17 protein-coding genes, 1 tRNA gene and 1 pseudogene are annotated in these 19,661 nt (G+C 69.6%); 15 read left to right on the top strand and 4 right to left on the bottom strand.

The window, feature by feature from the left end; genetic code table 11:
- Positions 1–31 precede the first annotated feature (31 nt).
- Positions 32–1,801 carry an alpha/beta hydrolase gene (locus ACIA1L_RS07730; protein WP_396071722.1) on the bottom strand — a complete coding sequence of 590 codons (1,770 nt, stop codon included), beginning with the start codon at positions 1,799–1,801 and terminating at the stop codon, positions 32–34.
- A gap of 150 nt (positions 1,802–1,951) precedes the next feature.
- On the opposite strand from ACIA1L_RS07730, the gene ACIA1L_RS07725 reads away from it, so the two are divergent.
- Both ACIA1L_RS07725 and ACIA1L_RS07720 read left to right on the top strand, forming a co-directional pair.
- Entirely contained in the window at positions 1,952–3,115 is a 1,164-nt protein-coding gene (locus ACIA1L_RS07725; protein WP_396071721.1) for an MFS transporter, read from the top strand.
- A complete protein-coding gene (locus tag ACIA1L_RS07720) occupies positions 3,112–4,071 on the top strand; it encodes a hypothetical protein (protein ID WP_396071720.1) in 960 nt (319 codons plus the stop codon). Before ACIA1L_RS07725 ends, ACIA1L_RS07720 begins: the two co-directional genes overlap by 4 nt.
- On the opposite strand, the gene ACIA1L_RS07715 is transcribed toward ACIA1L_RS07720, so the two are convergent.
- On the bottom strand, positions 4,040–5,158 hold the full coding sequence (locus ACIA1L_RS07715; RefSeq protein WP_396071718.1) for an acyl-CoA dehydrogenase family protein: 1,119 nt from the start codon (positions 5,156–5,158) through the stop codon (positions 4,040–4,042). The genes ACIA1L_RS07720 and ACIA1L_RS07715 overlap by 32 nt on opposite strands.
- Before the next feature lie 64 nt (positions 5,159–5,222).
- Here ACIA1L_RS07715 and ACIA1L_RS07710 point away from each other — a divergent pair, with 64 nt between their 5' ends.
- From ACIA1L_RS07710 to ACIA1L_RS07680, 7 genes are all read left to right on the top strand, one after another.
- Complete coding sequence (locus ACIA1L_RS07710) at positions 5,223–6,830, top strand: CoA transferase (RefSeq protein WP_396071716.1); 1,608 nt, start codon at positions 5,223–5,225, stop codon at positions 6,828–6,830.
- Entirely contained in the window at positions 6,827–8,446 is a 1,620-nt protein-coding gene (locus ACIA1L_RS07705) for a class I adenylate-forming enzyme family protein (protein WP_396071714.1), read from the top strand. The genes ACIA1L_RS07710 and ACIA1L_RS07705 overlap by 4 nt, the downstream gene beginning before the upstream one ends.
- Positions 8,443–9,075, top strand: a complete 633-nt coding sequence (locus ACIA1L_RS07700; protein WP_396071713.1) for a metal ABC transporter ATP-binding protein — start codon at positions 8,443–8,445, stop codon at positions 9,073–9,075. Before ACIA1L_RS07705 ends, ACIA1L_RS07700 begins: the two co-directional genes overlap by 4 nt.
- A 5-nt stretch (positions 9,076–9,080) precedes the next feature.
- Complete coding sequence (locus tag ACIA1L_RS07695) at positions 9,081–9,965, top strand: metal ABC transporter permease (protein ID WP_396071712.1); 885 nt, start codon at positions 9,081–9,083, stop codon at positions 9,963–9,965.
- Positions 9,928–10,668: an ABC transporter substrate-binding protein gene (locus ACIA1L_RS07690; RefSeq protein ID WP_396071711.1), complete on the top strand. Its 741-nt coding sequence runs from the start codon at positions 9,928–9,930 to the stop codon at positions 10,666–10,668. The genes ACIA1L_RS07695 and ACIA1L_RS07690 overlap by 38 nt, the downstream gene beginning before the upstream one ends.
- 84 nt (positions 10,669–10,752) lie before the next feature.
- The gene (locus tag ACIA1L_RS07685; RefSeq protein WP_396071710.1) at positions 10,753–12,204 is read left to right on the top strand and encodes a PepSY-associated TM helix domain-containing protein; all 1,452 of its coding nucleotides are present in this window, start codon (positions 10,753–10,755) and stop codon (positions 12,202–12,204) included.
- Positions 12,193–12,259 (top strand) — tRNA-Met (locus ACIA1L_RS07680). Before ACIA1L_RS07685 ends, ACIA1L_RS07680 begins: the two co-directional genes overlap by 12 nt.
- Before the next feature lie 391 nt (positions 12,260–12,650).
- Here the strand turns inward: ACIA1L_RS07680 and ACIA1L_RS07675 are convergent.
- Complete coding sequence (locus ACIA1L_RS07675; protein WP_396071709.1) at positions 12,651–12,962, bottom strand: hypothetical protein; 312 nt, start codon at positions 12,960–12,962, stop codon at positions 12,651–12,653.
- A 20-nt stretch (positions 12,963–12,982) separates the two neighbouring features.
- Between ACIA1L_RS07675 and ACIA1L_RS07670 the strand changes: the two genes are divergently transcribed.
- From ACIA1L_RS07670 to ACIA1L_RS07660, 3 genes and pseudogenes are all read left to right on the top strand, one after another.
- The gene (locus ACIA1L_RS07670) at positions 12,983–13,294 is read left to right on the top strand and encodes a hypothetical protein (RefSeq protein ID WP_396071708.1); all 312 of its coding nucleotides are present in this window, start codon (positions 12,983–12,985) and stop codon (positions 13,292–13,294) included.
- A gap of 619 nt (positions 13,295–13,913) precedes the next feature.
- The gene (locus tag ACIA1L_RS07665) at positions 13,914–14,306 is read left to right on the top strand and encodes a hypothetical protein (RefSeq protein ID WP_396071707.1); all 393 of its coding nucleotides are present in this window, start codon (positions 13,914–13,916) and stop codon (positions 14,304–14,306) included.
- Between the two features lie 45 nt (positions 14,307–14,351).
- A pseudogene (locus tag ACIA1L_RS07660) lies at positions 14,352–14,460 on the top strand (IS3 family transposase); the annotation flags it as partial.
- A 120-nt stretch (positions 14,461–14,580) separates the two neighbouring features.
- Here ACIA1L_RS07660 and ACIA1L_RS07655 read toward each other — a convergent pair.
- Positions 14,581–14,796, bottom strand: coding sequence for a hypothetical protein (locus tag ACIA1L_RS07655; RefSeq protein ID WP_396071706.1), 216 nt, complete (start codon positions 14,794–14,796; stop codon positions 14,581–14,583).
- A 52-nt stretch (positions 14,797–14,848) separates the two neighbouring features.
- Here ACIA1L_RS07655 and ACIA1L_RS07650 point away from each other — a divergent pair, with 52 nt between their 5' ends.
- The 3 genes from ACIA1L_RS07650 to ACIA1L_RS07640 are packed head-to-tail and all read left to right on the top strand — an operon-like array spanning position 14,849 to position 18,668.
- Positions 14,849–15,469 carry a PadR family transcriptional regulator gene (locus ACIA1L_RS07650; protein WP_396071705.1) on the top strand — a complete coding sequence of 207 codons (621 nt, stop codon included), beginning with the start codon at positions 14,849–14,851 and terminating at the stop codon, positions 15,467–15,469.
- Positions 15,466–16,188 (top strand): ABC transporter ATP-binding protein, encoded by a 723-nt coding sequence (locus ACIA1L_RS07645; RefSeq protein ID WP_396071704.1) that lies wholly within the window; start codon positions 15,466–15,468, stop codon positions 16,186–16,188. Before ACIA1L_RS07650 ends, ACIA1L_RS07645 begins: the two co-directional genes overlap by 4 nt.
- A complete protein-coding gene (locus ACIA1L_RS07640; RefSeq protein WP_396071703.1) occupies positions 16,185–18,668 on the top strand; it encodes an FtsX-like permease family protein in 2,484 nt (827 codons plus the stop codon). Before ACIA1L_RS07645 ends, ACIA1L_RS07640 begins: the two co-directional genes overlap by 4 nt.
- Positions 18,669–19,661: the final 993 nt, after the last annotated feature.

The following is a 19,661-nucleotide window of genomic DNA, read 5'->3' as shown; positions in this document are numbered from 1 at the left end:
CTGCGCGCGGGAACCCACCGCCGGTGACAGGTCAGCGGGCGGCCGCGGCGGCCATCGGTGCCGGGAAGAAGCCCGCGACCGGCGGCAGCTGCTTCCCGCTCGCGGTAACAGCCTCGGCGGATACCAGCGGGTTCGTGCGCAGGAACGGCTGCATCTTGGAGCGGCACACCGTGCCGGCGGCGGGCAGGGTGCCCTTCAGCAGGTAGGCGTCCATCGCCTTGGTGACGCAGGTCGAGGTGCCGTACGCGGTGTGGCCCCAGTTGTCGCTGGTCAGCAGCCGGCTCTTCGGGAGCAGGCGGGAGGACGACACGGCCTCGCGGTAGTTGGTGGCCGGGTCCCAGTAGTTGCCGACGAACAGCACCGGCGCGCTGGTGGTCTTGGTGAACGGACCCATGTACGCGTCCTCGTCCCGCACAGTCCAGGTGTCCTCGGCACAGGTGGAGCTGCTCCAGCCCCAGGCCCGACCGAAGTACGGCGCCCGGCGATCCGCGGCGGCGGTCAAAGCCGGCCACGAGGCGGCGTCGGCCGGGTGCCGCGCGTCGGTGCACATGACGCCGGAGAACGCCTCCATCGAGTTGTTGTACGGGAAGTCCCGAGCCGGGGTCCGGAGCCGCTCGAACCGCTCGAGCAGGGCCGCGGCGGCCACCGTCCGTTCCTTTGTGGAAGCCTTGCCGGACTGGATCAACGCCACGTCGGCAGCGATGTAGGTGACCATGTCCCCGGCGTATGGCGTGTAGAGGCTGCCCAGGATGTAGCCGATGAAGTCGGCGTAGGTGAGCCGCATGACCTTGCCGTCGTCGTCCCTGCCGAGCACCAGCGGCGCCGCGCGCAGCTTGCGGGCGATCGCGTCGAAGCGCTTGACCGGGTCGCCGGCGGAGAAGACGCAACCGCTGGCTCCGGCCCGGTCGCAGCGCTGCAGCAGCTTCTGCAGCGCGTTGTAGGCGCCGTCCGCGGAGCGGAGCCGGTCGTCGAGCAGCTGGTTCTGCGTCTGCGGGGTGCCGGTCCAGGACACCGGGTTGATCACGCCGTCGAGGGCGAGGGCACGCACCCGGTCCGGGAACATGTTGGCGTAGTACTGGCCGAGCGCTGTGCCGTAGCTGAAGCCGAGGAAGGTGAGCTTGCTGTCGCCGACCGCGCGGCGCAGGACGTCCATGTCGCGGGCGACCTCGGCGGTGGACATCGCCCCGGCCAGAGCCGCGCCGGTGGTGGAGCAGCCCTTGGCAATCGTCTGCACGCCCTTGATGTAGGTGCTCTCCTGGGCGGCCCCGAGCGGGAACTGCATCTGCATCTTCGCCATGACCAGCGTCTGCGCCCGGGTGGACGGGAAACAGGTCAGGTTCTCGCTGAAGCCGATGCCGCGCGGGTCCATGCCCACGACATCGAACCGGTCGAGCACGCTGTCGCTGAGGTAGCTCGACGCCGCCGCGGCCATCTCGGTGCCGGAACCGCCGGGACCACCCGGGTTGACGAAGAGCGTGCCGATCCGGCTGGCGGGCTTACGCGCCTTCACCTTGGCCAGGGCGATCTGGACCGTCGGGCCCGTCGGGTCGTCGTAGTCCAGGGGCAGGTCGACGGTGGCGCACTGCACGGCCGAGCCGACGCAGTTGTACCAGGCGAGGTTCGGCGCCGGAACGCTGTCGACCCGGGCCGCTTCCTGCACGGACGTCACATCGCTGGCCGCTGCGGCCGCGGGAGCCGACGCGGCGGGTGCGGCGAGAACGCCGGGGGCCGGCGCGACAAGCGTCCCGGTGATCATCAGGGCAGCCAGCCCCGGCACCGTCAGACGACTGGTGAACGACATCTCTTGCGCCTCCTGGCGGCTCGGCCCCACGGTGGTTCCTCGGCTGTCCATCGGCACCGGGCCGTGGCACTTGACGATCCGCAGACCCGGCGGGGCCGGAACTTTCCGGGCCCGCCGGACGACTGCTGGACCGGACCCGAGGAGGACCCGATGACCGAAAGCCGGGGTACGGCCGGCACAGCAGTGGCAACAGCGGCGATGGCCGCTTCCATGCTCGTTCTGTACGCGGCAAGCGCCCTCGCCCCCCTGCTCGCCGCCGACCTGCACCTGGACCGGGCGGCCGTCGGCCTGCTGATCACCACAACGTTCGCGGTGGCGGCCGCGGTCTCGCTGGTCGCCGGGCACCTCGTGGACCGGACCGGACCGCGCCGGGCGCTGCTGGTGCTCGGCGCGACGGTCGCTGCGGCCCTGATCGCGGCCTCCTTCGCGGACGCGTACGCCGGGCTGGTGGTTGCTCTTGCGGTCGCGGGCGTGGCGCAGGCGCTGGCGAATCCGGCGACCAACGTCTTGATCGCGGGGGTGGTGCCGGCGCCGCGACGCGGCACGGCGATCGGGGTGAAGCAGTCCGGGGTGCAGCTTGCCGCGTTCGCCGCCGGCGCCGGCCTGCCGATGCTCGGCGCCGCGGTGGGCTGGCAGGCGGCGCTGCGCTGGGCGGCGTTGGTGCCGTTGGTGCTGCTGGTGGCGGTGGTGTGGCTGGTGCCGCGAGACACGCCCGCGCCGAGCGGCGGCTCCTGGTGGCGGTGGTCCCGGCCGTCGCCGTGGTTGGCCCGGCTGATGGGCTACTCGCTGCTGCTGGGTACGGGCCTGTCCGCCGTGAACACCTACCTGCCGCTCTACGCCGTGCAGGGGTTGGGCCTGGGTGCCGGAGCAGCCGGGGCGGTGCTGGCGGTCTTCGGCGTGTCGGGTCTGCTCGCACGGGTCGGCTGGACCCGGTACGCCGACCGCATGCCCGACGTGACCGTGGCGCTGCGCTGGCTGTCTCTCGCCGCGGCCGGTTTCGCGGTGCTGGTGTGCCTGGCCGCGCCGGTCTGGCCGCACCTGATCTGGCTCGGCGCACTGGGCATCGGCGGCTCCGCCACGGCGGCCAACGCGGTGTCCATGCTCGCGGTGGTCCGCCGGGGCGGCGCGACCGGGCACGCCTCCGGGCTGGTCTCCCTGGGCTTCTTCGGTGGTTTCGTGATCGGCCCGGCGCTGTTCGGACTGCTCGCCGATGCCGGCGGCTACGGCCCGGCGTGGCTCACGGTCGCGGTGATCTTCGCCGCCGCGGCGGGCGTGGGTCTGCTGGTGACCGAGCGTCGGTCGGTCACCACATGAGGCCGGCAGCCTGGGACGCCTTGCTCGCGCGCACATCAGCGATCGAAGCCGCGGTGGGTGACCGGTTCCCGCTGTATGCCGATCCGGAGACCGGCGAGTGGACAACGACCCGGCGGGGTTCCTGGGCCGGCGGATTCTGGACCGGCCTGCTCCGGCTGCGCGCCGCGGCCACCGGGCAGTCCCGGCACGTCGCCGCCGCCCGACAATGGACCGCGCGGTTGAGCGACCGGCTCCTGGACGACACCGACACCCGGGCCATGACGTTCTGGTACGGCACCCGGTGGGGCGCGGACGAGATCGCCGAGGCAGGTGCGCAGGCGCTGGCCGCGTCGGCGTCGGCGTCGGGGGTCATTGCGGTCGGGTCGACGTACCACCCGGCCGACCCGGGGCGGGTCTCGATCGACACGCTCGCTGCCGTTGTCGCCCTGCTCGATCACACCGGCCGGGCCGGCCTTGCCGCCCGGCACGCCGCAGCGCTGGCCGGGTTGCTGGTGAACGAGCGGGGTGCCGTGGTGCCGCACACCGGGGCCGGAGCGGATCCAGGCTGGTCCCGGGGGCACGCTTGGGGCCTGCTCGGATTCGCAGTCGCCGCCGACCGGCTCGACAGGCAGGTCGCCGCAGGACACTCCGGTGTGCCGTTTCGGGAGGTGGCCGAGCGGGTCGCCGGGCGGTGGCTGAGCCGGCACGGGCACGGGGTGCCGCTCGCCACCTCGGACGGCAGCGGACCAGTGGACACCTCGGCCGCGATGATCGCCGCCGCGGGGTTGTGGACGCTGGGCGAGCGGGACGTTGCCGAGTCCATGCTCGACACCGTGACGGCACGGTATCTGCGGCCGGACGGGGTCCTGGCCGGCGGATGCTACGACCGGGCGTGCGCGCACGAGCTGATCTGGGGCACCTACTTCCTCGCCGCGCTGACCGGCGTCAGGAGAGGGCTGCTGCCGGCGGGCTGGTGAGCAGGCGGCGGGCCACCGCGGAAATGTGGGTTTCGTCGGGTCCGTCGAGGATCCGGGCGGCCCGGGCCGTGCGGTGCAGCATGGCGAGTGGGGTGTCGTCGGTGAGGCCTTCGGCGCCGTACACCTGGATCGCCCGGTCGACGATCGCATCGAAGGCACGGGCGGTCACCACCTTCGCCGTGGCTACGGCGTTCTTGACGTCGGCACCCGTGCCGAGCGCGGTGACCGCGGCGCGGGTGAGGGCGCCGGCTGCAGCCAGCTCAGCGTGGCTGTCGAAGACGTAGCCGTGCAACAGTTCGCGGCTGGCCAGCGGCTGACCGCGGACGATCCTGGTGCGCAGCCGGTCCCGCATCAGGTCGAAAGCCCGCTGGGCCTGGCCCAGCCAGCGCAGGCAGCGCAGCGTCCGACCCAGGGCGAGCCGCTCCCCCGCGATGGCGAGCCCCGCGCCGGCTGCGCCGAGGAGGTGGTCGGCGGGCACCCGGACACCGTCGAGCTGGAGTTCGTACTGTCCGCCCGCGCCGAGCACCGGAATCTCCCGGACGATCCGGAGCGACTCGGCGGGCACCACGATCAGCGAGACTCCGCCGTCGTCGGTGCGGCAGGCCACGGTGGTGAAGGCGGCGAGGGCGGCCCGGCTGGTGAACCATTTGCGACCAGTCAGGACGTACGCGTCCCCGGCGCGGACGGCGGTCGTGGCGAGTGTGGCCGGGTCGGATCCCGCCTGGCCGGGTTCGGTCATGGCGAAACTGGGCGGGGCAGCCCCGGCGACCATCGGGCGCAGGAAACGGTCGCGGACGGTGGAGCTGCCGTACGCGTCCAGCATCGTCGCGTCCAGCAGGAGATCCGAGCCGGTCACGGCAGGTCCGGCGTCGCTGTGTCCTTCGACGACGGCCAGTTCGGCGTACTCGGCCAGCGGGAGGCCCTGACCGCCGAGCGCGACCGGCAGGGGCAGCGCCCACAAGCCGGCGGCCCGGGCCGCGTCCTGGGCCTGGCGCAGTGCTGCCGCGTCCCCGGCGATCAGGGCTTTCTCCACGGGCAACACCCGCTCGCGAAGGAATACCCGCATCCGATCGGCGACGGCGTCCATGGTGGATCTCCTTTCGTCGGCAATCCGTGGGAACCGTAGCGGGTGGTTGCCCGACCTCTTGAACGTGGACACGAACCAGGGCATGGGGGCCACGGCCGAGGTCGGTGCGTTCGACGAGGTGAGCGGGCAGGCGACATACGGACTGATGGCAGTGCACGGGCGCGCTTCCGGGCGCCCGCAGCGCATTGGTGTCGACTATCTGACCGCAGCGGTGCGGATCGTCGCGGCTCAGGGCGAGCGGGCGGCAGAGCTGTCCCGGCTGCGCGGCCAACCGGTCGATCGGGTCACTGTGGATCCGGCGGCCGTCGCGCTGCTGACCGTCTCGCAGTATCTGGCCGCCGCGACCGCGGAGGACGCTGAGCACGTCGAGCCGGGTGGACGCCGCGACGGGACGCCGCCGCCGTTCTGCACGATCGACGGCGTCCGGGTTGAGCTGGAGACCCTGGATCCGCAGCCCTGGTGGTCGTTGTGGACCGCGCTGCGGGTGCCGGGCCGACCGGTCGACATCGGGTGGCGGGCGTTCGTCTCCCGATATGCGACCGCGGCAGCGCCCCTGCCCGCCGAGCTCCACGAGGCCGTCGCGGCGGTGACGTTCGCCGAGCTGAGCGAGGCGGCCGCCGCTGCGGGAGTCGCGGTGCAGCCCGTACGCACACACGCCGAGCGGCTGTCCGATCCGGATCTCGCTGCCGAACCGTGGAGCCTCAGCCTCACCAACGACATGGTCAGCCCACTCGAACCCGCACATCCCGGCGGTCTGCCACTGGCGGGCATGATCGTGGTGGAGGCCGGTCGGCGGGTGCAGGGGCCCCTCGCCGCGCACCTGCTGGGTCACCTCGGTGCCCGGGTGGTGCGGATCGAGCCGGTCGGCGGTGATCCGCTACGGGGCATGCCGCCGATGGTCGGCGACTGCTCGGCCCGGTTCCGCGCGCTCAACCGAGGCAAACATGTCGTCGAGGTCGACCTGCGCAGCGCCGCCGGTCAGGACACCGTTCGCGAACTGGCCGCGGTAGCGGATGTTTTCCTGCATAACTGGGCGCCCGGCAAGGCAGCCGCATTCGGCCTCGACAGCACCGACCTTGCCAAGATCAACCCCCGTCTGGTGTACGCGTACGCGTCCGGCTGGGGTGACTTCCGCGGCCCCGACGCGCCGCCCGGCACCGACTTCACCGTCCAGGCGTACGCCGGGCTGGGCGAGCACCTGCGCCCGGCCGGTTCGCCCGCGGCCGGGTCGTTGATGACGCTGCTCGACGTGCTCGGCGGGCTGGTCGCCGCCGACGGAGTCCTGGCCGCACTGGTCGCCCGGCACACCGACGGGCGCGGACGGCGCATGGACAGCAGCCTGTTGACGGCAGCCGGCGTCCTGCAGGGTCCGCGCTGGCGAGGCGAGCAACAGGCCCGACCGCTGTGGGGTCCGCTCGAGACGCCGCTGGCTACCCGCGACGGGTACGTGGTGGCGGCGCGCACGTCGGCAGCCTGCCTCGATCCCGCACTGCCGGTTGCCCTCGCCGACGCGACCACCGAGGAGGCGCTCCGCGTGCTGCGCGCCGACGGGGTGCCCGCTGTCCGCGTCTGCACCGACCTGGCCGAGCTGTCCACCAGTCCCGCCGTCCGTCCGCTCCTCGACCGGGACGGCTGTGCCCTCGTCCGCGCTCCCTGGAGGTTCCTGCCATGACGGTCCTCGCCACCCACGACCTCGTCCCCGCCACGCTGCGCCGCTGGTGGGCACAGGCCGGCCACTACCCGGGTGAGGGGCTGTACGCGTTGTTCGCGCGGCACGCCCACACCCACCCGGACCGGACGGCGGTCATCGACGACGACGGCGAGATCAGCTACGCCGACCTGGACGACCTGGCCCGGCGACTCGCCACCGGTCTGCGGGACCGCGGGCTGCGAGCCGGTGAGGTCATCGCCACCCAGCTTCCCAACGGGCGGCAGGCCGTGGCGGTGGACCTGGCGGCGGCCGCGCTCGGGGCGGTCGTGCTGCCGTACCCGGTGGGACGGGGTCGCCGCGACACCCTCGCGCTGCTCAGCCGTTCCCGGGCGGCCTTCGCGGTGGTGCCGATCAAGGCGGGCGATGTCGCGTACGCCGATCAGCTCGACGGTCTGCGCGATCAGCTGCCGCACCTGCGTACGGTCATCGTGGCGGGCGGAAACGGCCCGGCCGCGCTCGAAACGCTGGCCGCCGCCCAGCCCGCGGTGGAGCTGCCCGAGGTGGACCCGGCCGGGCCGGCGCGGATCCTGGTCTCGTCCGGCTCCGAGGCCGCGCCGAAGATGATCGTCTACTCGCACGACGCGCTGGCCGGCGGGCGCGGCACCTTCATCGGGCAGCTGCACCCCGGCGACCGGCCGATGCGCAACCTGTTCCTCGTGCCGCTCGCGTCCTCCTTCGGGTCCTCGGGGACCGCGGTCACCCTGGCCCGGCACGGCGGGACGCTGATCGTGACCGCCAAGTTCGACCCTGGCCGGGCACTCGACCTGATCGACCGACACGGCCCCCACCTCGTCTTCGGCGTCCCGACCATGTACGCGATGATGCTCGACCACCCCCGACTGCCCGGCACGGACACCACGGCCCTGCACGCCGTGGTCGCCGGCGGCTCCCGCATCGACCCGGCAACCGTCGCCGCGGTCCGCGACCGATTCGGCTGTGCGGTCATCAACTGCTACGGCTCCGCCGACGGTGTCAACTGCACCACCGATCCCGCCGAACCGCCCCGGGACATCCACGACGCGGTCGGCCGCCCCAACAGCGCAGTGGCCGCCATCCGCATCGTCGGCGACGACGGCCACGACGTCCCCGCCGGCGACGTCGGCGAGATCTGGGGGCTCGGCCCCATGAGTCCACTGTGCTACGTCGACCCGGAATTCGACGGCCGCTACCGTACGGACGGCGGCTGGGCGCGGACCGGCGACCTCGGCCGGATCGACGAGCACGGCTACCTGCACGTGGTGGGCCGGCGCAACGAGATCGTCATCCGCGGCGGACGCAACCTGTCCCCCGTCGAAGTGGAGCTGCTCCTCGCCCAGCATCCTGCGGTCCGCCAGGTCGCCTGCGTGGGCGTCCCCGACCGGCTCATGGGCGAGCGCATGGGCGCCTGCATAGCCGTACGCGACGGCGTCGAGCCACCCACCCTGACCGCACTGACCGGCTACCTGCGCGAGGAACACGGCCTCGAATCGGCGAAGCTGCCCGAACGGCTCGCGGTGCTCGGCGAACTGCCCCTCACCGCCGCCGGGAAGCTCGACAAGCGGTGGCTCCGCGAGCACCTCGAGCAGGCCGCCACGTGACCGGCGCTGCCGTCCATTTCCGCGGTGTCACCTGCCGCTACGGCCGGCGTACCGCGGTGGCGGACGTGGATCTCGCGGTGGCACCCGGCGAGCGGGTCGCGCTGACGGGCGCCAACGGCTCGGGCAAGACCACGCTGCTGCGTACCGCGTTGGGCCTGCAACCCGTGGCCTGCGGTGCCGTCACCGTCGACGGCACCGCGGCCAGCACCGCGACGCAGTGGGCGGAACGTCGCCGCCAGATCGCCTGGATGCCGCAGCGGCTCACGCCGGGCCGGTTCCCGCTGCTGGCGGGCGAACTGCTGCACAGCGGCGGACACCCGGAAGCAGCCGACGACGCGGCCGACCGGCTCGGCGTCAGCGGACTGCGCCAACGGCCGCTGCACACGCTCTCCGGCGGCCAACTGCAACGGGTGTTCCTGGCCCGCGCGCTCGGTGCCGTGGCGGCCGGAGCGACCGCTCTGTTCGCGGACGAGCCGACCGCGGCCCTGGACTTCGCCGGCCAGGAACAGGTAGCGACCATGCTCGCCGCCCTGCCCGTCACCGTCGTCGTGGTGTCCCACGACCGCGCCATGACCAGTGCGTGTGACCGGGTCGCCGAGATGGCCGCCGGCCGACTGCGGGTGATCTGAACACCGTGGACCTCTTCCTCGACCTGCTCCACCTGCCCGCCGTGCAGCGTTCCGCGATCGGGCTCGGCATCGCCGCCGTCGGGCTGCCCATCGTCGGCGTCTTCATCATCGGACTCGACATCATCGCCGTCCGATTCGCGATCATGCATGTCGCGCTGCTCGGCATCGCCGTCGGTCTGCTCACCGGACTCGACCCGACACTGTGCGGACTGGTGGCCTGCGCGCTCGCCGGAGCCGGCGTCACGCCGCTGGCCCGCCGCCCCACCGGGCTCTCCGGCGCCATGGGACTCCTCATGACCTTCGCGATCGCGGGCGCGCTGCTCGTGCTCTCCGCCTCCGGCGTCAACGCCACCGGCGCATTCGAGTTGCTGTGGGGCTCGATCCTCGCCACCCGTACGGTCGACCTCGTCGTGCTGGGTGTGCTGACGGTGGCCGTACACCTGCTGTTCTGGCGCTATCGGCGACAGCTCGTCCTGCTGCTGTTCGACCGCGAGCTGGCGCTGTGCTCCGGCGTCGCGGCCGGGCCGCTCATGCTGGCGCTGCTCGTCGTGGTGGCGGTGGCGATCGGCGCCTCCATCAGCCTCACCGGCGCGTTACTGGTCGACGCGCTCACCATCCTGCCCGCGCTCGCCGCCCGCAACCTGGGTCGCTCGCTGACCTCGATGGTGGCCTGGGCGGTCGGCTTCGGCGTCGTCGGCAACCTCGCCGGCTTCGCCACCGCACTGGTCCTCGACCAGCCACCCGGACCCGTCCTCGTGCTCACGGCCGGGGTCCTCACCCTGCTCACCTATCTCATTCCCGAAGGAGCTCTTGATGCGATCAATCCGAACAGCCGCGCTGAGCGCGCTAGCCATGACGCTGTTGGCCGCGACCGGGTGCAGCAGCACTGACACACCAAGCCCGACCGCGGCCGCCGCGGGCGGGCCGAAAATCGTCGCCTCGACCAGCTGGGTGGGCGCGCTCGCCAAAGCAGCGGGCACCACCGACATCACCGTCATCGCCCCCGCGAACGTGCAGCACCCGCCGGACTACGACCCCAAGCCCAGCGACCTCGCCGCGGTGGCCGGAGCAGGCTACGTCCTGTACGCCGAGTTCGACGGCTTCGCCCCCAAGCTCAAGGAGGCCGCGGGCGGCAAAGGCAAACTGACCCCGGTCGAGCTGGAGAACACACCGGGCAAGATCCGCGCCGAAGTGACCCGGCTGGCCGCCCTGTTCGGCACCCAGGCGGCCGCCACCACGTGGCTGACCGCCTTCGACACCGAATACGCCAAACTGGCCAGCGACGTCAAAGCCGCCCTGCCCCAGCCGGCACCGACCGCGGTGTCGCACGCCTTCCTCGGCTACTGGGCCGACTTCGCGGGCGTCAAGGTCACCGGCGTGTACGGCCCCCAGCCGGTCAGCGCCGGACAACTCGCCGAGCTCACCGGCAAGAAGCCCGGCCTCGTCCTCGCTAACGCCCACCTGCCCGGCGTCAACCCGGACATCTCCGGCGCCACCCGCGTCGACCTCATCAACTACCCGAAGCAGGATCTCGACCTGCTCAGCGTCTTCCGCGCCAACGCCACCACGTTCACCACAGCGCTGCGGCACTAAAAACACCAACTCGCGGGAACCAACCGGCGGTGCCGGGCGACCAACGCTGCAGTCCTCATCATCGACTCGCACCGGAGCGCGCCCATGACCACCACCGCCGCACCCTCGTCCGCACCGCCGGTCGAGCAACGCAGGCCCCGCACCACCGGTGGCTTCAGCGCACTGCTGCTGCGCCTGCACTTCTACGCCGGGATCCTGGTCGCGCCGTTCCTCCTGGTGGCGGCGCTGACCGGGCTCGCGTACGTATTCGCGCCGCAGGTCGAACGCATCATCTACGCCGACGAACTGGTCGTGGCGAACCCCGGCGACCAGACCGTTCCCGTCGCCCAGCAAATCGCAGCCGCCCGCGCCACCCACCCCCAGGGCGCCCTGCTGTCGCTGCGTCCCGGCGAGGGGGAAGCCACCACGCAAATCGACTTCTCCTCCCCCGAACTGGACGAGGAGCACCAGCACACCGTGTACGTGGACCCGTACACCGGCACGGCCACCGGCCAGCTGACCACCTGGTTCGCCACCACCCCGTTCACCACCTGGCTCGACGACCTGCACCGCAACCTGCACCTCGGCGACACCGGCCGGCACTACTCGGAGCTCGCCGCAAGCTGGCTCTGGGTCATCACCCTCGGCGGCCTGATCCTGTGGTGGCAGCGGCAGCGCGGCAAGCGCACCGCCCGCCGGATGCTGACCCCCGACCTGTCCGCCAAGAAGGGCGTCCGCCGGACCCGAGGCTGGCACGCCGCCACCGGCGTCTGGCTCACCATCGGCCTGCTCGTCCTGTCGGCAACCGGCCTCACCTGGTCCCGGTACGCCGGCGAAAACTTCGGCCTGGCCGTCGACGCCCTGAAGGGCAGCCGCCCCTCCGTGTCCACAACCATCGGCGGCCCCGCCGAACCGGCCACCGGCGGCCACCACGGCGGCGCCACCACCCCAGCCGAAGGCGACGGCGTAGACCCGGCCGTCGTCGACTCGGTGCTGAAAGTGGCCCGCGACAACGGCATCAGCGGCCCGGTGGCTATCACCGTGCCCGAGGACGCCGCGACCGCCTGGACCGTGCAGCAAAATCGCGCCCAATGGCCCGTCGCCCGGGACAACATCGCGGTCGACGCCGCCACCGGCACAGTCGTCGACCAGGTGAAGTTCGCCGACTGGCCGGTCATGGCCAAGCTCACCCAGTGGGGCATCTACGCCCACATGGGCAGCCTATTCGGCCTCACCAACCAGATCCTGCTCGCCGCGCTCGCCATCGGACTCATCTGCGTCATCGTCTGGGGCTACCGCATGTGGTGGCAGCGTCGCCCCACCCGCGCCGACCGGCGCGCCCTGGTCGGTGCCCCGCCCGCTCGCGGCGCCTGGCAGGGTCTGCCCGCCTGGGGCATCGCGGTCGGGGTTCCGGTGGTGTTCGCCGTCGGGTGGGCGTTGCCGCTGTTCGGGATTCCGCTCGCAGCCTTCCTGCTCTTCGACGCGGTGATCGGTGCGATCCGCAGTCGGCGCAAGGATGAGGCGGTGCCGGTTTCTCCCGCTCCTGCGGGAGGTTAGCGAGGAGCGCTGGGCTCATAACCCAGAGGTCGCAGGTTCAAATCCTGTCCCCGCTACTAGCAAAACCGCAGGTCAGAGGCCCGGCGCCCGCAAGGGTGACGGGCCTTTGTGGACTTCGTGGTCGCCTGGTGGTAGCAGACGGAAAATCGGCCATGGTGTGACCCAGTGCATTCCAGCGAACTCCATCGAATTGCGCGCTTTGGCGGCAGATCAAGTCCGGTATAATCCGCCCCTCGCAGGGCTCGCCCGCCACCCCGGGCTCCGAGAGCCAAGCAGGTAGGCCCTCGCCGAACCACCGCAACCAGGAGCGAGTGCGGGCGACCCATCCTCACATTCGATGGTTGTGATCGAACTGCACGACATGACGACGCAGCGTTTGCCGGATGTGTGACCGGACGTGGTTCTGAAACCGTGCGTTGGGCATGACCTGGAATTCGTACGGATGGTCAAGGTCGCTGAGGCACTGGTTGGCCCTTCGCGGAGAAGGAATTGGTGATGAACAGGCTTGCCATTTTCGGGAACTGGTCCCGTACACCGAGGTAGTTCACGGCCTCGTCCTTCGGCAGCGGACTCACGTAGTATTTGCATTCGATGCTGAAGACGCATCCGCTTGCTGTCGGCAACTTGTTCTTGTCGCGGCCGTCCTGCGCCATATGGGTATCGATGACGAGCACATCAAATTCACATTCGAAGGTTCTGCCCTTGACGGTGACCCGTATGTGGACCTCCAGCGGGCGTGCTTGGCCGAAGCGCAGCACGGCATGGGTGAACGGGCTTCGTGAATGCAGAACGCGCCCGGGGCGTCGCGAAAAACGAGATTTTTGACTTCCTGACACCAGCGATTCTCGTAGGTGACGTCCGCACCAGACTCGGCGGCGGCAGCGATCACCTGCGCGAATCCATATCCCTCGTACACACGATCGGCTCGATCCGCGTGGGTAAACGGGGTTCTGACCTGAGGCAGAAGTACGGCAAGCTCAGCAAGGAGTTCATCCAGCCGGTTGGTCATCGAGCACCTCCGCGCGAAGAGCGACCAGGATTTCCACCACCCGCTGTCTCGCGATCCGATCATCATCCGGGTCTGCTCTAACGCCAGGGTCGCGGGGTCGGTCTCGTCTCCGGCGCTGACGCCCAGCACCACAGAATTCGGCGGTGGTACACGGCCTTGCCACCCGCGGCCGAGAACATCGAGCGTCTCAGCGGCAAGATCCGGAAGATCACGGTAGACCGCCAGCATCGCATCGAGCAGCAGGAGCGTGCGTTCCTCCGGCTTGTAAGGCCGCTGATGAATATCCAGTTCAGGACGGCCGCGCTTGGGCTGCTCATAGCTGAAGCCGAAGCGCGTGCCACCGCGCTCGCGGTAAGCGCTGCTACCGGGATTGACGGACGCAGTGAACCCCTCCGCGATTGCTGCGTCTACTTGCGGGAGTAGTCACGCTATGTCCTGCTCCCCGCACATTCGGCGTAGCACCTCGTCAAGGCTGTCCAGTTCCCTCCGCTCGCACCTGTAAGCCTTTCGCCCCGTCCGCCTCGCCGAGCTCCTCCAACTGCCATTGCGAGACTTGCCGGCGCGTTCACGATAGTCGATGGGACAGTGAAGCCGGGCCGCCCTATGAGACCATCGACCGACCATGTCCTCAACCTCTACACCTACGGACGGCAGATCCGTAGCTACCGCCTTGTGCTGGCTCATTACGGTAGCGCCCACGGTGATCGCTGTCGTGATCATTGTCTGGTCCGGACGTACCCGGCGGCGTCGCCGCCAGGCACTAGCGGCGATGGCATGGCAGAACTTGATGGCGGCCACCGCGGCGCATCCCGGCGCCTATCTGTGTTTCGTCGAACGCGTCTACCAGCGTGCGCGTCGCGGCACCAAGGCAGTCATCGTGTGGGCAGGCACGGACCTGCGCCAAGACACCTGGTTCTGGCACTTCAACCCTGCTGCAGGCGCCACGCTGCTGGTGTACGGCAGCGCCGGGTACGGTCCCCACAACCACAACCCCGCCGTCTTCTACGTCGACGTCGGAGGCGTGCTCGCCGGCGCCCCGCCCGGCGCCCAGCAGGCATGGCTTCGCACCCAGCAGGCTGCAACTCGGCGGTAGATCAAGCAGGCTGCCTGTCGAGCCTGTGGCGGCCTTAAAGGCGTTTACGGGGCCTGCAAGATCCGGAAGGAGCTGCGTCGCCAGGGCATCGAGGTGACCCGGAGCACAGTCGAGCGGCTGATGCGCGCCGCCGGGCTGCAGGGACTGCTGCGTGACAAGTCACCGCGCACAGCCCGCTCGGCTGCCGAGACCGACCGGGGTCGCAACCGGGTCAACGTGACTTCGCCGCGGCGGGCCACGGTGTCCATGCACGCTGCAGGCGCGCGTCATCTGATCAACGCGAAAGCCCGCCTATCCCCAGGATAGTGAGGGCGGTGTCCAACTTGCTGGGTCCCTTGCCGAGGGCGTCGGGCGCTGGGTCGTTCTTGCCCGCGATGAGGGCTATCGTCTCGTCCATCTTGGCGACGACATCCGGTCGGTGTGCGTCTTTTGCCACCTCTCTCAGGTGCAGCGCAAGCTTCAGCAGTGCCGCGGTTCGCTCTTGGTCCATGCCTTCGAAGGTACCATTTACTCAGTAAGTAGTCTCTGGGTAAGGTGTGGGCATGCAGAGGAACGCTGTGCGATGGGGCCTTCTGGCCTTGTTCAGCGATGGTCCAAAGTACGGCTATCAGCTGAGGACCGAGTTCGACGTCCGCACGGGGGGAACCTGGGCACTCAACGTGGGCCAGATTTACGCCACCCTCGATCGGTTACACCGTGACGGGTTGGTCGAGGCTGTCGGTGAGAACAGCAGCGGGCGTACGGTATACGCGATCACCGCTCAGGGAAAGGCCGAACTTGCCCAGTGGTTCGAGGCGCCGGTGCCCCCTGCGGAACGGCAGCGCAGCGAACTCGCCATCAAGCTGATCATCGCGGTGAGCACGCCGCAGGTCGACGTTGCAGCCATCATCCAGCGTCAGCGTGCAGCCTCGATGGAGTTGATTCGCGACTACACCAGACTGCGCCGCAATGCTGACAAGACCACAGACATGGCCTGGTTGCTGATGCTCGACCACATGGTCTTCTCGGTGGAGAGCGACATGCGATGGCTGGACCATGTAGAAGCCAGCGTGCTGCGCGACGGGCGCAAGCAACGGCTCGTCACCACAACGAGCCAGCCGGCCAACGAGGAAGTCTCCGTCGATCAGCGAGAAGCTGCTACGACAGGTACGGAGGTCGCATGAGCGCGCCGATCCTGAAGTTTGTCGGCGTCAGCCGCGTGTACCACTCCGGCGACGAGGACGTACGCGCATTGGACGAGGTCAGCTTCCATGTGGACGCTGGTGAACTTGTGGCCGTCATGGGCCCTTCGGGTTCTGGAAAGTCGACCCTTCTCGCCCTCGCAGGCGGCCTTGACGTGCCGACTTCCGGGTCGATCACCGTAGGCGGTACCGAAGTGACGACGCTGGCCCCCACCAGTCTCGCTCAACTGCGACGCGACCGGATCGGCTACGTCTTCCAAGACTTCAACTTGATCAGCGAGTTGACCGCCGCGGAGAACGTGGCGCTGCCGCGGGAACTGGCCGGAGTACGCCCTCGCGCAGCCCGGCGGGAGGCGATAGCGGCGCTGGCCGAAGTCGGAGTTGATCATCTGGCCCACCGCTTCCCCGAGCAAATGTCCGGCGGTCAGCAGCAGCGGATCGCGATCGCTCGCGCCCTCGTCGGCGAGCGGCACCTAGTGCTTGCCGACGAGCCGACCGGCGCCCTGGACTCCCAAACCGGCGAGGCCGTCATGGAGGTGCTGCGTGCTCGCGTTGACGCTGGAGCTGCAGGCGTCCTGGTCACGCACGAACCACGCTACGCTGGATGGGCAGACCGCACGATTTTCCTTCGGGACGGTCGGGTTGTCGAAGGGACGACCAGCCCGGTACCCCTCGAGCAGTTGCTCCGAGGTCACTCGTGAGCAGTGTGAAGGTGGGTTTCGTCGGCTCCTGGCGGGTCGCCATGCGTATTGCCCGCAGAGCGGCCTGGCGTCATAAGGCCAGCAGCGCCTTCGTCCTGCTCATGCTGTTTCTGCCGGCGTATGCGGGCACCATCCTGGTCGCCTCCTGGGCGAATCTTAGTGGCACCGCAACTCAGCAGGCCCAGTTCTCCCTGGGCTCCGCAGACTTCTCTGTCTCGACCGAGAATCCGGAGGCAGTCACTAGCACGCTGCCTTCGGGTGCTCGTGTTGCGGTCATCGCGAGTGGTGAGACGGTCCTGAAAACCGGGCAGGGCCTGGCCGTCTACCCCTACGAGTCCACCGATGCCGGGGACCCGGTGAACGACGGTCGATACGTCCTGCGCGCCGGCCGGATTCCTGCGGCTGCTGGCGAGGTGGCGTTCACCAGCGCCATGGCCGACGCTTCGGGCATCCGCCTGCACGACGTCGTCGAGGTCGGAATCCCGCTGCGGCGGGTCACCGTAGTGGGCCTTCTCGACGTGAGCAGGTCGCTGCGCGCCAAGGAGATCGTCGCCTCGGTGCCGACGCCGCTGTCAGGGGCCGCCGGCCGCCGCTTACTCATCGATCTTCCGGCGGACGGTGCCGGCTGGTCTCCGCCGCGATCTCCCGGCATCTCCTCCATCGACCGCAGAGATCTCGCCCCCACTACGGGAGAGATGGCTGTCCAAGCGGCTGCGTTGTCCATCATTGCCAGCTTCGCCGGTGCACAGATCATCGCGCTGACAGGCGCGGCGTTCATGGCCACAGCTCGCCGCCAGCAACGCCAGCTCCGGATGGTCTCTGCCGTCGGCGCCACAGCGCGACAGGTACAGCGCATGGTATTGGCCAGCGGCATATTACTGAGCACCCTCGCCGCCGCCAGCGGGGTCTTGCTGGGATTGGCCACCTTCCTTGCCGCCGGACCTGCCATCGAGATGGCCGCCGATCACCCTTTGATCGATGTATCGGTCCCACCGTGGCCTATTGCGGCAGTGGCCGCAGTCGTAATCTCGATTGGACTCGCCGCCGCGTACTTGCCAGCCCGTAGCGTTGGCCGGCAGCGAGCACCCCGCTCGCATCTGGGGAACTCCCGGACACGGTGGGGTAGCGAGACGTTGCTGTTGGTATGCGGCTTGGCCGCCCTGACGGTAGGAACGGCTGCGGTTCTCTACTCAGCCAACCCGGATGGACGTTTTGAACTTATCTCCGGAGGAGCCATAGCGCTGCTGGTGGGGCTGATAGGTATCACGCCTGCGCTGATGAAGCATGGGGGCTCGCTATTGGCCCGTCATCTCACCCTCTCCAGCCGTCTTGCGGTACGCCACGCGGCGCGTCACTACCTTCGCAGCGCGTCGGCGGTTGCGGCGGTGACAGCCGCGGTCGCCGGCAGCGTCGCACTCACGCTGGTCGCTGGCGCCGAAGAAGAGGGTGCACCCGCCCCGCTTGCGGGACGTCCGGGTTTGGTCTTTGTGCCGCCGGCCGCCGCGCAAGTGCTTCAGGCGGATGGCATAGGCCGACTTGCTGCCATGCTGCCGACACGCCACGTCGTCGAGCTGAACGAGGTCGAACGGTCTCGGGCCGGCTCCATGGTGGCTGTGGAGGCTTCACCCGCCTTCCCTTCAGCAGCCGACGCGAACCTCGTCGCGGCAGCTATGCAACGGCGGATAGCCGTGGGAGGTGCTGAGATGATTAGCGCGGTGGCGGGCCGGGACCCGCGCCCCCGGGAACTTGAGACATTACGCAACGGGGGTGTCATCGCCTTCAACGACACCTTAGTGACGGGTGAGCACTTGGAACTCGCCGGTGACGCCGGAAAGCGTGTGGTTCTACCCGCCATCGTAGCGAGGAGAGGCAGTTACTACACCGACTTGCCAGGCCTGCTGATGGCAGCGGAGACGGCACAGCGGCTCGGCTTCACCACTTCCCGGCAGGGAATACTGGTCGACACGACTAGGCCACCGACTGAAGCGGAACTGTTCCAGGCACAGAGCCTCTTGTTGCAGCACCAGTTGCGAAAGGCAGATACCTCCGGCACGCCGATCGTGTTGACGACCTATACCGGCGCGCCTGCCTCGTTGGCACGTACCAGCGCAATGTTCTACGTTCTGGTCGCGGTCAGTGCGGTAGTCACCATGACCGCCAGCCTTGTCGCGGTGGGGTTGTCCTCCGCCGAGATGCGAGGAGACCTGTGGACCATGCGGGCTGTCGGGGCGACATCGCGGGTTAGTAGGCGTATCGGGGCCGCGCAAGCTGCGCTGATCGTTGGTGTAGGGGCACCGTTGGGCTTGCTGGCCGGAATTGGGCCCGCCGCCGGATACGTCGCCTACAACGTGACGCTGTCCTGGCGGACACCATGGCTCATGCTTGCTCTGGTGCTTCTCGTGCCGGTCGTCTCGGCAAGCATCGTTGCCACGATGGTCAACCGTACTGTTCAACCGCTTGCCCGTCAGGCACATTCCTGAGCTTTTGGCAGGAACAGGGTGTTGGCAGGCCGCTGGTGGTGAGGAATCCGAAGGCGACGTGGGGTGGGGTGGTACTGCATCTGTTTGAGGCGGTTCTTGGCGATGCGGAGTAGGTCGTCATTGCAAGGGGCGAGGCTGACCATGGCGCGTTGGAGGCTGGACCGCATGTTCTCGACAGAGTTGAGTTCAGGGGCGTAGCCGGAGATCCGGTAGACGCACAGACACGGCCGTGCGGCGATCGGAGCGCGCATCTTGGCGGACCTGTGCGCGGGCAGACAGCCCCAGGCAGCACGATTGGCGCGCCGAGGTGCTGACGGGGGCCGTGTCGAGCAGAGCGGCGAAGTGCTCTTCGCCCGAAGCTTTCCGGCTCGCCTTTACGGCCTCGGTGGACCATGGTGCGGCAAATGCTGCGCGGCAGGTGTCCGGCGTGGTGAGCGACGATCCCGGCGAGGGAAGGTCCGCGGCCGGCGACTTTCACGATCCGGGTGGCACCTCGCCGAACCCAGGTGGGGGCTGGGGCTGGTCTCGACCGTGATGCCGGGCTCGTCGGTGAAGCAGATCCACGCGCCCGACTGCGCGCGCCTTCTACCGCCGGCCACTGATACCGCTTGAAGTGTTCGATGGCCTGTTCGGTGCGTTCGGCGGCGCGGGAGAACGGTTGCTGCGGGGCCGCCCCGGTCACGCCGCAACCGGTCCGGCCGGCGGTTCCGAACCGCGGCACGTCACCCACTGGATCACGACCGGCGCGCAGCACCTGGTCCCGACCGGAGCACCCACCTCACCGACCTCCTCGCCAGATGTTCCGAACTGCAGGCCGTCGCCGACCAAGTCCGCGACTTCGCCGAGCTCGTGAACAAGCGCCGCGGCGACCACCTGCCCGACTGGATGTAGTGCGTCCAGGCAGACAGCTTGCCCGCCCGGCACTCGCTGGTCACCGGTCTACGCCGCGACCTGGACGCGGCCACCGCCCGCCTGACCCTTCTCTGGACTTCC

Origin of the sequence: Actinoplanes sp. NPDC051859 (genome assembly GCF_044452725.1) — a bacterium.
Lineage (GTDB): Bacteria > Actinomycetota > Actinomycetes > Mycobacteriales > Micromonosporaceae > Actinoplanes.
This window is presented reverse-complemented; position numbering and strand designations above follow the sequence as displayed.

What these genes read in the sequence shown, in the direction of transcription:
- ACIA1L_RS07690 (WP_396071711.1), top strand. Translation starts at nt 9,928, where the DNA reads ATGACGCTGTTGGCCGCGACCGGGTGCAGCAGCACTGACACACCAAGC.
- ACIA1L_RS07725 (WP_396071721.1), top strand. Translation starts at nt 1,952, where the DNA reads ATGACCGAAAGCCGGGGTACGGCCGGCACAGCAGTGGCAACAGCGGCG.
- ACIA1L_RS07720 (WP_396071720.1), top strand. Translation starts at nt 3,112, where the DNA reads ATGAGGCCGGCAGCCTGGGACGCCTTGCTCGCGCGCACATCAGCGATC.
- ACIA1L_RS07685 (WP_396071710.1), top strand. Translation starts at nt 10,753, where the DNA reads ATGACCACCACCGCCGCACCCTCGTCCGCACCGCCGGTCGAGCAACGC.
- ACIA1L_RS07650 (WP_396071705.1), top strand. Translation starts at nt 14,849, where the DNA reads ATGCAGAGGAACGCTGTGCGATGGGGCCTTCTGGCCTTGTTCAGCGAT.
- ACIA1L_RS07655 (WP_396071706.1), bottom strand. Translation starts at nt 14,796, where the DNA reads ATGGACCAAGAGCGAACCGCGGCACTGCTGAAGCTTGCGCTGCACCTG.
- ACIA1L_RS07705 (WP_396071714.1), top strand. Translation starts at nt 6,827, where the DNA reads ATGACGGTCCTCGCCACCCACGACCTCGTCCCCGCCACGCTGCGCCGC.
- ACIA1L_RS07645 (WP_396071704.1), top strand. Translation starts at nt 15,466, where the DNA reads ATGAGCGCGCCGATCCTGAAGTTTGTCGGCGTCAGCCGCGTGTACCAC.
- ACIA1L_RS07730 (WP_396071722.1), bottom strand. Translation starts at nt 1,801, where the DNA reads ATGTCGTTCACCAGTCGTCTGACGGTGCCGGGGCTGGCTGCCCTGATG.
- ACIA1L_RS07715 (WP_396071718.1), bottom strand. Translation starts at nt 5,158, where the DNA reads ATGGACGCCGTCGCCGATCGGATGCGGGTATTCCTTCGCGAGCGGGTG.